The 13,037-nt window shown below is 61.2% G+C and carries 11 protein-coding genes; 6 read left to right on the forward strand and 5 right to left on the reverse strand.

The window, feature by feature from the left end; translation table 11 throughout:
- Window positions 1–66: 66 nt before the first annotated feature.
- The 5 genes from V7773_RS25575 (at window position 67) to V7773_RS25595 (ending at window position 8,031) form a co-directional block, all read left to right on the forward strand.
- Complete coding sequence (locus V7773_RS25575) at window positions 67–1,494, forward strand: di-heme oxidoreductase family protein (protein ID WP_336075939.1); 1,428 nt, start codon at window positions 67–69, stop codon at window positions 1,492–1,494.
- Between the two features lie 28 nt (window positions 1,495–1,522).
- Window positions 1,523–2,587 (forward strand): imelysin family protein, encoded by a 1,065-nt coding sequence (locus V7773_RS25580; protein WP_003204891.1) that lies wholly within the window; start codon window positions 1,523–1,525, stop codon window positions 2,585–2,587.
- A 2-nt stretch (window positions 2,588–2,589) separates the two neighbouring features.
- The gene (locus V7773_RS25585; RefSeq protein WP_063324671.1) at window positions 2,590–3,687 is read left to right on the forward strand and encodes a DUF1513 domain-containing protein; all 1,098 of its coding nucleotides are present in this window, start codon (window positions 2,590–2,592) and stop codon (window positions 3,685–3,687) included.
- A gap of 155 nt (window positions 3,688–3,842) precedes the next feature.
- Window positions 3,843–4,991 (forward strand): efflux RND transporter periplasmic adaptor subunit, encoded by a 1,149-nt coding sequence (locus tag V7773_RS25590; protein ID WP_336075942.1) that lies wholly within the window; start codon window positions 3,843–3,845, stop codon window positions 4,989–4,991.
- Between the two features lie 13 nt (window positions 4,992–5,004).
- On the forward strand, window positions 5,005–8,031 hold the full coding sequence (locus V7773_RS25595; protein WP_063324669.1) for a multidrug efflux RND transporter permease subunit: 3,027 nt from the start codon (window positions 5,005–5,007) through the stop codon (window positions 8,029–8,031).
- Window positions 8,032–8,256: 225 nt separating this feature from the next.
- Here V7773_RS25595 and V7773_RS25600 read toward each other — a convergent pair whose 3' ends face one another.
- From V7773_RS25600 to colR, 5 genes are all read right to left on the reverse strand, one after another.
- Entirely contained in the window at window positions 8,257–8,484 is a 228-nt protein-coding gene (locus V7773_RS25600) for a hypothetical protein (RefSeq protein WP_336075943.1), read from the reverse strand.
- Between the two features lie 2 nt (window positions 8,485–8,486).
- Entirely contained in the window at window positions 8,487–9,197 is a 711-nt protein-coding gene (locus V7773_RS25605) for a lipopolysaccharide kinase InaA family protein (RefSeq protein ID WP_336075944.1), read from the reverse strand.
- Between the two features lie 4 nt (window positions 9,198–9,201).
- On the reverse strand, window positions 9,202–9,870 hold the full coding sequence (locus V7773_RS25610; protein WP_336075945.1) for a class I SAM-dependent methyltransferase: 669 nt from the start codon (window positions 9,868–9,870) through the stop codon (window positions 9,202–9,204).
- A 114-nt stretch (window positions 9,871–9,984) separates the two neighbouring features.
- Complete coding sequence (locus tag V7773_RS25615) at window positions 9,985–11,262, reverse strand: sensor histidine kinase (protein ID WP_063324665.1); 1,278 nt, start codon at window positions 11,260–11,262, stop codon at window positions 9,985–9,987.
- The gene (colR, locus tag V7773_RS25620; protein ID WP_058544498.1) at window positions 11,252–11,935 is read right to left on the reverse strand and encodes a two-component system response regulator ColR; all 684 of its coding nucleotides are present in this window, start codon (window positions 11,933–11,935) and stop codon (window positions 11,252–11,254) included. The genes V7773_RS25615 and colR overlap by 11 nt, the downstream gene beginning before the upstream one ends.
- Before the next feature lie 219 nt (window positions 11,936–12,154).
- Between colR and V7773_RS25625 the strand changes: the two genes are divergently transcribed.
- A complete protein-coding gene (locus tag V7773_RS25625; protein WP_336075947.1) occupies window positions 12,155–12,898 on the forward strand; it encodes a phosphatase PAP2 family protein in 744 nt (247 codons plus the stop codon).
- Window positions 12,899–13,037: the final 139 nt, after the last annotated feature.

A 13,037-nucleotide genomic window follows, 5' to 3' on the forward strand; every position in this document is an offset into this window, starting at 1 on the left:
TTATTCAAACAGCCCCGCCCTGTTAGACTTTGCGCCCTCGTTTTCACTCATCTCCCAGGACGCCCGATGCCGTCGTTGCCTCTTCGTTTATGTGCGCTGTTCATGGCCCTGGGCCTGAGCGCCTGCGATGATGCCCCGCGCTTTACCCAGGCCGAACCGGGTGAAGCCCGTTCCGGTGGCGCCGCGACAGTACGCAAGACGGACCAGAACGCCTTTTCCCTGCCCTCGGCCAACCTGCCGCCCTCACGGCGCGTGGATTTCAGCGTCGGCAACAGTTTCTTCCGCAGCCCCTGGGTGATCGCCCCCTCGACCACCACCGCTCGCGACGGCCTCGGGCCCTTGTTCAACACCAACGCCTGCCAGAACTGCCACATCAAGGACGGCCGCGGCCACCCACCTGCGCCGGACGCGACCACCGCGGTATCGATGCTGGTACGCCTGTCGATCCCCGACACACCGCCCTACGCCAAGGTCATCGAACAATTGGGCGTCGTGCCGGAACCGGTTTACGGCGGGCAATTACAGGACATGTCCGTGCCCGGCGTCGCCCCCGAAGGCAAGGTGCGGGTCGATTACACGCCGGTCCCGGTGCGTTTCAAGGACGGCACCGTGGTGGAACTACGCAAGCCAGACCTGCAGATTACCCAACTGGCCTATGGGCCGATGCACCCGGACACGCGTTTTTCCGCCCGCGTCGCCCCGCCGATGATCGGCCTGGGACTGCTCGAGGCGATCCCCGACGAAGCCATCCTCGCAAACGCCGAAGCACAGGCCCGGGAGAAAAACGGCATCGCCGGGCGTCCCAACGAGGTCTGGGACGATGCCCAGCAAAAAACCGTCCTGGGAAGGTTCGGCTGGAAGGCCGGACAGCCCAACCTCAACCAGCAGAATGTCCACGCGTTCTCCGGCGACATGGGCCTGACGACAAGCCTGCGACCCTTCGACGACTGCACCCAGACCCAGGCCGACTGCAAGCGTGCGCCCAGCGGCAACGGCTCCGATGGCGAACCGGAAGTCAGCGACAACATCCTGCGACTGGTGCTGTTCTATAGCCGCAACCTCGCCGTACCGGCCCGGCGCGAGGTGAATTCACCCCAGGTGCTGGCGGGCAAGAATCTGTTCTTCCAGGCCGGTTGCCAGTCCTGCCACACCCCGAAATACACCACCTCCGCCAACGCCGCCGAACCGGAGTTGGCGAACCAGTTCATCCGCCCTTACACCGACCTGCTGTTGCACGACATGGGCGAAGGCCTGGCGGACAACCGCAGCGAATTCAAGGCCAGCGGCCGTGACTGGCGAACCCCGCCGCTGTGGGGCATCGGCCTGACCGAAACCGTCAACGGCCACACCCAGTTCCTGCATGACGGCCGGGCCCGCAACCTGCTCGAAGCCGTGCTGTGGCATGGCGGCGAAGCACAAGCGGCGCAGCGTCAGGTTTTAGCGTTCAATGCCGAGCAGCGCACTGCGTTGCTGGCCTTCCTGAATTCCCTTTAAATGCCTTTTCCAGAAGTGGGAGCACGACATGTTCCGTCCCAAGCTGTTGTTCACCAGCCTCGCCGCCATCGCCCTCGGTGCCTGCTCGCCCCAGGATCCACAAGCCGTAACCTCGGCCGCCATCGCCAAGCAAGTGATCCTGCCGACCTATAGCCGCTGGGTCGACGCCGACCGGCAACTGGCGACCAGCGCCCTGGCGTTCTGCCAAGGCAAGGAAAACCTGGAAACCGCCCGCGCCGATTTCCTCAAGGCACAAAAAGCCTGGGCCGAATTGCAACCGCTGTTGATCGGTCCGCTGGCCGAGGGCAACCGCGCCTGGCAGGTGCAGTTCTGGCCGGACAAGAAAAACCTGGTGGGCCGTCAGGTCGAGCAATTGGTCAACAGCGAGCCACAGATCGACGCCGCCGGCCTGGCCAAGTCCAGCGTCGTGGTCCAGGGCCTCTCGGCCTATGAATACCTGCTGTTCGACGCCAAGATCGACATGGCCGACAGTGCGCAAAAAGCCAAGTATTGCCCGCTGCTCACCGCCATTGGTGAACGCCAGAAACAACTGGCCGAAGAGATCCTGTCGCGCTGGAACACCAACGACGGCATGCTCGCCCAGATGAGCAAATTCCCCAACCAGCGCTACGCCGATTCCCACGAAGCCATCGCTGACCTGCTGCGGGTCCAGGTCACCGCCCTGGACACGCTGAAGAAAAAACTCGGCACGCCGATGGGCCGCCAGAGCAAGGGCGTGCCACAGCCGTTCCAGGCCGATGCCTGGCGCAGCCAGTCGTCGCTGCAAGGCCTGGAGGCCAGCCTGAGCGCGGCCAGGACCGTCTGGGCCGGCGTGGACAACAAGGGCCTGCGCGGCCTGCTGCCCAGCGACCAGAAACCGTTGGCGGACAAGATCGACGCCGCCTACGATGCCTCCTTGAAGTTGTTCGCCAGCAGCCAGCGCTCGTTGACCGAAATGCTCAACGACGATGCCGGGCGCCAGCAACTCAACGATTTGTATGACAGCCTCAACGTCGTCCATCGCCTGCACGAAGGCGAACTGGCCAAGGCGCTGGGCATTCAACTGGGCTTCAATGCCAACGACGGTGACTGATCATGTTTCGACGTCAGGTTCTGGCACTGGGCAGCTTGCTGCTCGGCGCCGTCACCCTGGGCGGCTGGACGCTGTTCAAGCAAAAGGACAAGCACCCACTCTTGCTTTCGGCACGGGATGATGGCGACGGCAAACACTACGCCGTCGGCTATCGACTGGACGGCACCCGGGTGTTCGCCACCCAAGTCGGCCAACGCTGCCATGACATCATCAATCATCCGACACAGCCGATTGCGCTGTTCGTCGCCCGTCGTCCAGGCACCGAAAGCTACTTGATCGACCTGCGCGACGGGGCGCTGCTGCAAACCATCGCCTCGTTGCCGAACCGACATTTCTACGGCCACGCGGTCATCCATAACAGCGGCGAATGGCTGTACGCCACCGAGAACGACACCACCGACCCGGGACGCGGCCTGTTGGGCGTTTACCGTTTCGAAGGCGAGCGGCTAGTGCACAGCGGCGAGATCTCCACCCATGGCATCGGTCCGCACCAGGTCTCATGGATGCCTGACGGCGAAACCCTGGTGGTGGCCAATGGCGGCATTCGCACCGAGGCCGAAAGCCGGGTCGAAATGAACCTCGACGCCATGGAGCCGAGCCTGGTGCTGATGCAACGCGATGGCACCCTGCTGAGCAAGGAAACCCTCGCCCAATCGATGAACAGCGTACGCCACCTCGGCATCGCCAGTGACGGCACCATCGTCTCCGGCCAGCAGTTCATGGGCGCAGCCCACGAGTCGTCGGAACTGCTCGCGATCAAGCGGCCGGGCCAGCCGTTCCAGGCGTTTCCCCTGCCTGAGGAACAATTGCAGGCCATGGGGCACTACACCGCCAGCGTCGCCGTGCACAGCGACCTGCGCCTGGTGGCCCTGACCGCTCCCCGTGGCAACCGCTTTTTCATCTGGGACCTGGACAGCGGTGAAGTGCGCCTGGATGCACCTTTACCGGACTGTGCCGGTGTGGGTGCGGTGGCCGACGGTTTCGTCGTGACGTCGGGACAAGGGCGTTGCCGTTATTACGATTGCCGGCAGACACAACTGGTTGCAAAGCCGCTGGATCTGCCGGCAGGGCTCTGGGACAACCATTTGCATCTGGCCTGAGCCAGGGAGCGAAGCCCATCGGCGCCGAGCTCCCTGATTTTTCGGAAAAATCCCACGCACCTCCAGCCCGCCAGCATCTGGAATAGCCCGCACACTCAGGGTAATGTGCCCGCCTATCTGTATTTTCTCTCAGCTCTTTTCCAAGGAAGTGGAACATGCTGCGACGCCGCATGCTGATCATGTTGGGTGTTGTCCTGCTGGTGGTGCTGTTGCTCGCCGGCTACAAGGCCTTCTCCATTTACCAGCAGATCCAGATGTTTTCTGCACCGAAACCACCGGTCAGCGTGGCCGTGGCCAAGGCCATCGAGCAGCCCTGGCAGGCACGCCTGCCCACCGTCGGTAGCCTCAAGGCCCTGCAAGGCGTGGACCTGAGCCTGGAAATCGCCGGGACCGTGCAGAAGGTGCAGTTCCAGTCCGGGCAGAAGGTCAAGGCGGGCCAGCCGCTCCTGCAACTGGATAGTGAAGTCGAAAGCGCCCTGCTGGAAACCGCCGAGGCCGACCTTGGCCTGGCGCAACTGGATTTCGGTCGCGGCCGACAGCTGGTGGGCAGCCAGGCGATCTCCAAGGGCGAATTCGACCGGCTCTCGGCACAACTGAAGAAGAACCAGGCCACGGTCAACCAGCTCAAGGCTTCGCTGGCCAAAAAACAGATTCTGGCGCCATTCAGCGGCACCATCGGCATTCGCCAGGTGGACGTCGGCGACTACCTGGCCAGCGGCACGGTGATCGCTACCCTGCAGGATCTCAGCAGCCTTTATGTGGACTTCTACGTACCTGAGCAAACCGTGCCCAGGCTCGCGGTCGCCCAACCGGTCAACGTCAGCGTCTCGGCCTATCCCGGGCAGACCTTCGTCGGCACCATCAGCGCGATCAACCCCAAGGTCGAGGACAGCACCCGCAACGTCCTGGTGCGTGCCACCCTGGCCAACCCCGACGGCAAGCTGCTGCCCGGCATGTTCACCAACCTGCAGGTGATCCTGCCGGACGTGGCCGCCGGAATCGTCGTGCCGGAAAGCGCCGTGACCTACACCCTCTACGGCAACTCCATGTACGTGGTGGCGCAAAAGAAAGCCGCCGACGGCACAGTCGAGAAAGACGACAAGGGCCAGCCGGTCCTGATCGCTGAACGGCGTTTCGTTGAAACCGGCGAGCGACGCGACGGGCAGGTGCTGGTTACCAAAGGTGTGCAGAGCGGCGACCAAGTCGTGATCGCCGGCCAGATCAAGCTCGATAACGGTACGCCGATCGCCGTCAGCGACGACAAGACCCTGACCGAACAGAACAGCCCGCCGCGCGCGGACTGATCAAGGAACCCCCATGGCTTTTACCGATCCGTTCATCCGCCGTCCGGTGCTCGCCACCGTGGTCAGCCTGTTGATCGTGCTCCTGGGTTTCCAGGCCTGGAGCAAGCTGCCCCTGCGTCAGTATCCACAAATGGAAAACGCCCTGATCACGGTGACCACCGCCTACCCCGGGGCCAACGCCGAGACCATCCAGGGCTACATCACCCAACCGATGCAACAGAGCCTGGCCAGTGCCGAGGGCATCGACTACATGACCTCGGTCAGTCGCCAGAACTTCTCGGTGATTTCGGTCTATGCCCGCATCGGCTCCAACAGCGACCGGCTCTTTACCGAACTGCTGGCCAAGGCCAACGAGGTCAAGAACCAGTTGCCCCAGGATGCCGAAGACCCGGTCCTCAGCCGCGAGGCCGCCGATGCCTCGGCACTGATGTACATCAGCTTCTTCAGCAAGGAACTGAACAACCCGCAGATCACCGACTACCTGTCACGGGTGATCCAGCCCAAGCTGGCGACATTGCCCGGCATGGCCGAGGCGGAGATCCTCGGCAACCAGGTCTTCGCCATGCGCCTGTGGCTGGACCCGGTCAAGCTCGCCGGCTTCGGCCTGACTGCCGCCGACGTAACCAATGCCGTGCGCCAGCACAACTTCCTCTCCGCCGCCGGTGAAGTGAAAGGCGAATACATCGTCACCAGCATCAACGCCAACACCGAACTCAAGTCCGCCGAGGCCTTCGCCGCGATCCCGCTCAAGACCGACGGCGACAGCCGGGTGTTGCTGCGAGACGTCGCCCGCGTGGAAATGGGCGCCGAGAACTACGACACCATCAGTTCCTTTGGTGGCACACCCTCGGTGTACATAGGGATCAAGGCCACACCCGGTGCGAACCCGCTGGATGTGATCAAGGAAGTACGCAAGATCATGCCGGACATGGAGGCCCAGCTCCCGGCCAACCTCAAGGCCGAGATTGCCTACGACGCCACCCTGTTCATCCAGGCCTCGATCGACGAAGTGGTGAAAACCCTGTTCGAGGCGGTGCTGATCGTCATCGTCGTCGTGTTCCTGTTCCTCGGTGCCCTGCGTTCGGTGGTCATCCCGGTGGTGACCATCCCGCTGTCGATGATCGGCGTGATGTTCTTCATGCAGTTGATGGGCTACTCGATGAACCTCCTGACCCTGCTGGCCATGGTGCTCGCCATCGGCCTGGTAGTGGACGACGCCATCGTGGTGGTGGAGAACATTCACCGGCATATCGAGGAAGGCAAGACACCATTCGACGCCGCGATAGAAGGTGCTCGAGAAATCGCCATGCCGGTGGTCTCGATGACCATCACCCTGGCGGCGGTGTACGCGCCGATCGGCCTGCTCCAGGGCCTGACGGGCGCTTTGTTCAAGGAGTTCGCATTGACCCTGGCCGGGGCGGTGGTGATCTCCGGCATCGTCGCCCTGACCTTGTCACCGATGATGTGCGCCATGCTCCTGCGCCACGATGAGAACCCCTCGGGGCTGGCCCATCGGCTGGACATGGTTTTCGAGCGTTTGAAGAGCCGTTACCAGCGCATGCTTCACGGCACGCTCAACACCCGGCCGGTGGTACTGGTGTTCGCCGTGATCGTACTGCTGCTGATCCCGGTGCTGATCATGTTCACCAAGTCCGAACTGGCCCCCGACGAGGACCAGGGCATCATCTTCATGATGGCCAACGCCCCGCAGCCAACCAACCTCGACTACCTGAACACCTACACCGATCACTTCATTACCATCTTCAAGGAGTTCCCGGAGTACTACTCCTCGTTCCAGATCAACGGCTACAACGGCGTACAGTCGGGCATCGGCGGCTTCCTGCTCAAGCCCTGGAACGAACGCAGCCGCACCCAGATGGAAATCCTGCCAGAGGTCCAGGCCAAGCTCGAAAGCGTGCCTGGTTTGCAGATCTTCGGTTTCAACCTGCCCTCACTGCCGGGCACTGGCGAAGGCTTGCCATTTGCGTTCGTCATCAACTCGCCGAAGGATTATGCGACGCTGCTGGAGATTGCCGAGCGTGTCAAAAAGCGCGCATTGGAATCCGGCAAGTTCGCCTTCATGGACATTGACCTGGCGTTCGACAAACCCGAAGTCGTGGTGGATATCGATCGCGCCAAGGCCGCCCAGATGGGCGTCTCGATGCAGGATCTGGGCGGTACCCTGGCGACACTGCTGGGTGAAGCCGAGATCAACCGCTTCACCCTCGAGGGGCGCAGCTATAAGGTCATTGCCCAGGTCGAACGCCCCTTCCGGGACAACCCGGACTGGTTGAACAACTACTACGTGAAAAATGCCAAGGGTGAATCACTCCCGCTGTCGACCCTGATCAAGGTCAGCGACCGGGCGCGACCGCGACAGCTGAACCAGTTCCAGCAGCTCAATGCGGTGACCATTTCGGGCTTTCCCGTCGTAAGCATGGGCGAGGCGATCGAGACCGTCCGCCAGATCGCCCGGGAGGAAGCCCCAGCGGGGTTCGCCTTCGATTACGCCGGGGCTTCACGCCAATTCGTACAGGAAGGCAGCGCGTTGTGGGTGACCTTTGCCCTGGCCTTGGCAATTATCTTCCTGGTGCTGGCCGCGCAGTTCGAAAGCTTCCGGGACCCGCTGGTGATCCTGGTGACCGTGCCGTTGTCGATTTGCGGCGCCTTGATTCCGTTGTTCCTCGGCTGGTCGAGCATGAACATCTATACCCAGGTGGGGCTGGTGACGTTGATTGGCCTGATCAGCAAGCATGGGATCCTGATTGTCGAATTCGCCAACCAGCTGCGCAGGGAACAGAACCTGACACCGCGGGAAGCCGTGGAACAAGCCGCGTCGATTCGTCTGCGGCCGGTGCTGATGACCACCGCTGCGATGGTGTTCGGCATGGTGCCGCTCATCTTCGCCACAGGCGCCGGGGCGGTGAGCCGCTTCGACATTGGCACGGTGATCGCCACCGGGATGTCGATTGGCACCTTGTTCACGCTGTTCGTGTTGCCTTGCGTCTACACGCTGCTGGCCAAGCCCGATAAACCCTGACGGCGGCCAGAAGGGAACAGGAGGTTTTTTGTGGCGAGGGAGCTTGCTCCCGCTCGGCTGCAAAGCAGTCGTCAATGCACCAAGGCTACCTGAGCAATCGATTGGGACCGCTTCGCGGTCCAGCGGGAGCAAGCTCCCTCGCCACAGGTTTCAGTGCTCGACTGGAGATTGCGGCAGGAAAAAAAAAGGCCTCGCACAAGCGAGGCCTTTTGGGCTTCGTGATGTTCAACTCTGCGGCCTCATTCCTTGGGACAGGCTGAACATGAACAGCAACAGATCATCGTCCGGTCGGATCGCCTCACTGGTCTTTGCCACACGCGGCAGCGGACAATACGCACCCGCACTGGACGCACTGAGGATCTGCGAACGAGGCTGTTCCCAGACAGCCACCGCCATCGACGCAACTGCCAGAGCTCCGACTAAAAACAAACCTCTAGCAATTTCTAGTTTCATCGCTATAAACCTTTGATAGCGCTGCCAAACGCCGCCTCGTAAAAATAGACCAGTTTTTTCCAGTCAGCCTCGCTGAACGACGAGTGGCGCCGCAGCTGCTTCAGGTCATGGGATGCCGCACGTTGGGCGGTCAGACGCTGGCGACACTTTTCAAAATCGAGCAAAGCCACTTCGGCCTTGGCCGCCTCGCCCTCCCCGGTCACGCGCACAAAGACGTGCTTGATGTAGATACAGCCATGTTGCCAACGGCCCTTGTGCATGCGGGCCAGGTTTTCAGCCAGTGCCAGGAGGATTTGATCATGCACGGCTTCGCCATGGCGCTCGCGGCCCCCCCCGGCATACCAGTGCTCGATCTCTTCAAAACCTTCCAGCGCCTCGGTTACCAGCAGCGCACGCCACTGGTGAACCGGGTCCCATTGGGCGCCACAGAAAATGAGCTGGGGGACGCGAACATCCAGTCGGGTCAACGCCAGGAGTGCGTCTTGCTCGCGCAGCACGGTCGGTCTACCAAATGGGTGCAGCCAGCTGCGATAAATATGTCCGGTCTGACGCTTGGCATAAAGCAGCTTGCCATCCTTGCTCTTGATCCGCTGCACGCCGCTTTCACCACCGCGACGTACATTAGGTTCTTCCACCCAATCACCCTGCTGACTCCAGAAATGTTCAAAGTCGTCGAGAAGAAACATTGATGGTTCTGCTGCCTGTACACCCATGCCCTTACCTCTTGCGCAATACATAAACTCGCCACATGGCATAGAGCGGTAGGAAATCCAGCCGTTCCTGAATGCGAAACCCAGACTGCCGAAACTCTTCTTCTACTGTATCTGTCGGTAACACAAATCGATTCTGGTAGTCTTTCTGCCCACGAGTGCGCTCCAGACGCTTGCGTTTCCAGGCCTTGAAATTGCCATCAACCCACAATGAAACGATCACACTGTCGCGGCTGACACGCTCGAATTCCTTCAGAATCGCCAGTCGGTGCACGGGTTCACCGATGTGGTGCAACAGACGCATGCAAAAAATGCTATCGACGGCGTTATCAGGCAACGCGATGTCGAACGCAGAAGTGTGCAAGGGTTGTACCCGTTTCACCACATCGGTCGGTTGAGCCTCCATTGCGGTCTTGAGCATGGCCTCGGAATTGTCCGCGCCGATGATGACTCGATTCGGCTTTTCGGCTAACAAAGACCAGAAGCGCCCGGCACCGCAGGGCAGGTCCAGGACCAGGCCGGGGTCTCCGACGAGGGCCAATGCACGCCGGGCCAGTTGTTGATCTCGCTGATTGGAAAGACGGCGACTCAAGCCACGGCGGTGCTTATGAAAATATTCCCTGGCGTGCTGCTCGTCGTATTTTTCAGAAAATTCCAGCTTGATGGGCTTGGACATTAGGCGGGCCTCAATGACTGATCGGCCCCACCTTATGGATCGGAATGTCATGCCTTTGTGAAAATAAAGTCAGGTAAACGCTCCAATGTTTACAAGACTTTTCGGCATGGAGGTTTAGCCCTCTGGATTCAATTCCACCTCGAAGTGGCAACCATTGGGCTCCATCGTACTGAGGCTGACTGTCCAAGCCTGGTTCTCGCAGATGCGCTGCACCAGAGACAAGCCCAATCCCAATCCCTCACCGCGTTTTTCGTTTCCGCGCACGAACGGCTCGAACATCGCCTCGCGCTTCTCCTCTGGAATCCCCACGCCGCTGTCCTCGACCACGAATCCGGTGGTGGTCAGCGACAGGCGGATAAAACCCTGGTCAGTGTAGTGCAGGGCGTTACGCAATAGATTGCCCATCACGGCCGTCAGGAACGTGGCGTTATACAGGGTGTCGACGGGTTGCCCAGGTTCGAAGATCAGCGTCAGACCTTTGGATTCGATGGGGGCACGCCACACGCCAAGGAGGTTCTCGGCCACCTGCCCCAAGGTCAGTCGAGGCGACATGCCGTTGTCTTCACGCTCGGCCCTGGCGAGCATCAGGAAGGTCTGCACCAGCTCGCGCATCTCTTCACTGGCCCGATTGATGCGCTCGACCTGGGTTCGACCGCGCGGGTCCAGCGCCGGGTTTTCCAACAGCAACTCACAAGAGGTCGCCAGGACCATCAACGGTGTGCGCAACTCGTGGCTCACGTCGCTGGTGAACAACCGCTCGCGGGTCAAGGCCTGGCGCAAGCGCCCCAGTGTGGCGTCGAACGCCACCGCCAGTTCACCCACCTCATCGGCGGCATAATCCGGGGCCAGCGGCGGCGCGAGCCCCAGCAGCTGATCGCGATGACGCACTTGCCGGGCCAGGCGAACCACCGGCGCCATTACCCGGCGTGCCAGGACCCAGCCCAGAAATACCGCCAGTGCCAGGCTGAGCACGAAACCCACCAGCACCACGGCGAACAGCACCCGTTCGCGCTCTTCGAAATCGCTCTGATCCTGCAGCAACACGTAGTGCCGTCCATCAACGATCTCTACCATGGCGTGATAGGACAACTGCTCGCGAAACACCTCGTGGAAACCGCGCTCCAGATGGCGCAGATCCTTGGGCAACTCGAAGTCCCCCGGGCCGCCGCTGAAATAAAACAACTGGTCGGGTTCCGGCCGATGGTTCCAGTCCGAGACACTGTCCATCAACAGCAGGCGTTGCAAATCACCGCCAAGCCCGGCGGAAATCAGCTTCTCTTCCACCAGGTGGACCGTCGCCACGATGCCCATGGCGAAAGCGCCTGCCACCAGTGCGCTCATCAGCGCAAAGGCGATGATGATCCGTTGGGCGAGGCTCTGCTTAAACTCCATCGCGGCCCTCGGCCAAGCGATAGCCGACGCCATGTACGGTGTGCAACAACGGTTTGTCGAACGGTTTGTCGATCACTTGGCGCAGTTGATGAACGTGGCTGCGCAGGCTGTCGCTGTCCGGGCAGTCATCGCCCCACAAGGCTTCTTCGAGGATTTCGCGGCGCAGCACGTGGGGGCTTTTCTGCATCAGTACCGCCAGCAGCTTGAGGCCTACGGGGTTGAGCTTGAGCAGCTTTCCTTCGCGCGTCACTTCAAGGGTATCGAGGTCATAGCTCAGGTCGCCGACCTGCAAAGCCCGCCGGCCACCGCCCTGGGATCGACGCATGACGGCTTCGATCCGCGCCGCCAGTTCCGACAAGGCAAACGGCTTGATCAGGTAGTCATCGGCGCCGGACTTGAAGCCCTGCAAACGATCGTCCAACTGATCCCGGGCGGTGAGCATGATCACCGGCGTATCGCGCCGGGCGTCTTCGCGCAGGCGCTTGCACAAGGTGTAGCCGTCGATGCCCGGCAGCATGATGTCGAGCACGATCAGGTCGTAGTGTTCGGTCGCGGCCAGGTGCAACCCCGACAAACCGTCCTGGGCACAATCGACGGTATAGCCCTTGAGCCCCAGGTAATCGGCCAGATTGGCCAGGATATCGCGGTTGTCTTCGACCAATAGAATTCGCATGAGCACCTCAGCGTACGCAATTAACGGCCATCTTGGCCCGCGCAGCTTACGGCCAAGTTTGGCTGACGGCTAGGATTGTATCGGCTGTGGCAGCCTGGACCCACAGCCAGACTGCAAGGCATTGACGAGTTTTTCACCCAACATTCACACCGTCCCGACGCAACACAGACCAGACTGCGCATCGCGCTGCTTACGTCCCCCACCACCAAAGGTACTGCCATGGTTTCCACCGCCATCCGCCCCGCTTCCAGGCCCCTGAATTTCTGGATTGCCCTCGGCCTGCCTGCCGTTGTCGCAGCGATTCTGGTGTTACTGGAACTGACCACGCTGGACATGGACCTGGCCAAGCTGTTTTACGACCCGATGGCGGGTGGATTTATCGGTCGACACAGCTTTTTCCTGGAGGACATTCTGCACGACCGGGCCAAAGAGGTGGTGATCGTATTTTCCATGCTGGCGGTCCTGGGATTCATCAGCTCGTTCTTCATCGCCCGGCTCAAACCGCTCAAGCGCGAGCTCGGTTGCCTGGTGCTGTCCCTGGCACTGGCGACGTCATTCGTCACGCCGATGAAAGCGGTGACAGCAGTGCAATGCCCCTGGAGCCTGAAGGAATTCGGTGGCAAGGAAACCTATAGCGAACTGCTCAGCCCACGCCCGGCCACGGACAAACCCGGTCGATGCTGGCCCGGCGGTCACGCCGCCACTGGGTTCACGTTGTTTGCGCTGTTTTTTGTGCTACGCGACCGCCGTCCACGCCTGGCCCGCCAGGCCCTGGTACTCGCCTTTACGTTGGGAACGGTGTTTTCCCTGGGGCGGATGATGCAAGGGGCGCATTTCTTTTCCCACAACGTGTGGACGGCGGTGTTCTGTTGGCTGATCTGCCTGGGGTGTTACTCCTACATCCTGTACCGACCGGCCGCCACGGCTGATCGCGTAGCTGTAACCAGTCCCGCCAATGCCTGAACTGAACCACATCCCAATGTGGGAGCGAGCTTGCTCGCGATAGCGGTGGGTCAGTGCCGGATATATGAGCTGACACACCGTAATCGCGAGCAAGCTCGCTCCCACAGGGGATTGGCACCGCATCATGAAATCCAAGGTA

This window comes from Pseudomonas sp. 3JA (genome assembly GCF_036961705.1).
In the GTDB taxonomy this organism is placed as follows: Bacteria; Pseudomonadota; Gammaproteobacteria; order Pseudomonadales; family Pseudomonadaceae; genus Aquipseudomonas; species Aquipseudomonas fluorescens_Q.